This window comes from Amycolatopsis echigonensis (genome assembly GCF_014174495.1).
In the GTDB taxonomy this organism is placed as follows: domain Bacteria; phylum Actinomycetota; class Actinomycetes; order Mycobacteriales; family Pseudonocardiaceae; genus Amycolatopsis; species Amycolatopsis echigonensis.
In genome coordinates this window covers 1-1381 of record NZ_JACJHR010000224.1, presented here as the reverse complement: position 1 = coordinate 1381, position 1381 = coordinate 1, and the positions used below count along the sequence as shown (strand labels likewise).

General features: G+C 67.3%; 1 protein-coding gene. It reads right to left on the bottom strand.

The genetic code is table 11. The features are described from left to right. Window positions 1-40: 40 nt before the first annotated feature. Window positions 41-1321 (bottom strand): IS256 family transposase, encoded by a 1281-nt coding sequence (locus H5411_RS46405; protein WP_376772304.1) that lies wholly within the window; start codon window positions 1319-1321, stop codon window positions 41-43. Window positions 1322-1381 lie beyond the last annotated feature (60 nt).

Below are 1381 nucleotides of genomic sequence, written 5' to 3'. Positions count from 1 at the left end.
GGGTCTGTCAAACGAGCGGTGTAACTCGGGTTGAAGGGAACTACTTGCGTCCGGCGGCCAGGCGGCCGTCGAAGGCGATCTCGAACGCGTTCAGCGCGGGTTTCCACCGCATCGTCCAGCGTTTCCGGCCGGCGCCCGTGGGGTCCAGGCTCATGATCGCCATGTAGACGCACTTGAGCGCGGCCTGCTCGTTCGGGAAGTGACCGCGGGCCTTCACCGCGCGGCGGATGCGGGCGTTGACGCTCTCGATCGCGTTGGTCGAGCAGATCACCCGCCGGATCTCGGCATCGAACGCCAGGAACGGCACGAACTCCGCCCACGCGTTGTCCCACAACCGGACGATGGCCGGATACCGACCGCCCCACGTCTCGGCGAACTCGGCGAACCGTTCGCGCGCGGCGGCCTCGGTCGGCGCGGTGTAAACCGGCTTGAGCGCCCTGGCGATCGCGTCCCAGTGCTGACGGCCTGCGTAGCGGAAGCTGTTGCGCAGCAAATGAACCACGCAAGTCTGGGTGATAGTGGCCGGCCAAACCGCAGTGATCGACTCGGGCAACCCGGCAAGCCCGTCACAGACGACCATGAGCACGTCAGCGACGCCGCGGTTCTTGAGTTCGGTGAGCACGTGCAGCCAGTACTTCGCGCCCTCGCCGCCCTCGCCCGCCCACAAGCCGAGGATGTCGCGGCGGCCCTCGCAGGTCACCGCCAAGGCGACATAGATCGGCCGGTTGGCGACCTTGCCGTCGCGGATCTTCACGTGGATCGCGTCGATGAAGATCACCGGATAGACCGGGTCCAAGGGCCGGTTCTGCCACTCGACCATGCCCTCGACGATCTTGTCGGTGATCGTGGAGATCGTCTGCCGTGACACCTCGGCCCCGTAGACCTCGGCCAGATGCGCCGAGATCTCCCCGGTCGTCAGGCCCTTCGCGGCCAGCGAGATCACCATCTCGTCCACGCCGCCCAGGCGCTTCTGCCGTTTGGCCACGATCTTCGGCTCGAAGCTCGCATCCCGGTCGCGGGGCACGTCGATCTGCACCGGACCCACGTCGGTGAGCACGGTCTTGGCGCGGGTGCCGTTGCGCGAGTTGCCGGTCCCGCGGCCGGCCGGGTCGTGCTTGTCATAGCCGAGGTGCTCGGTGATCTCGCCCTCGAGCGCGGACTCCAGCAGCCGTTTGGTCAGCTGCGCCAGCACCCCGCCCTCGCCGGTCAGCGCCAGCCCACCGGCCTTCGCGCGATCCACCAGCTGCGCGACCAGCTGCTCGTCCAGACCGTCCAGGCCGGTCTCGGGCTTCGAGTCCTCAGCGTTCTCCACGCCGGACATCATGTCGGTCATCAGGTGCACTTCCATGATCGGGAGTTACACCGCTCGTTCTACAGTCCC

What these genes read in the sequence shown, in the direction of transcription:
- H5411_RS46405 (WP_376772304.1), bottom strand. Translation starts at nt 1,321, where the DNA reads ATGTCCGGCGTGGAGAACGCTGAGGACTCGAAGCCCGAGACCGGCCTG.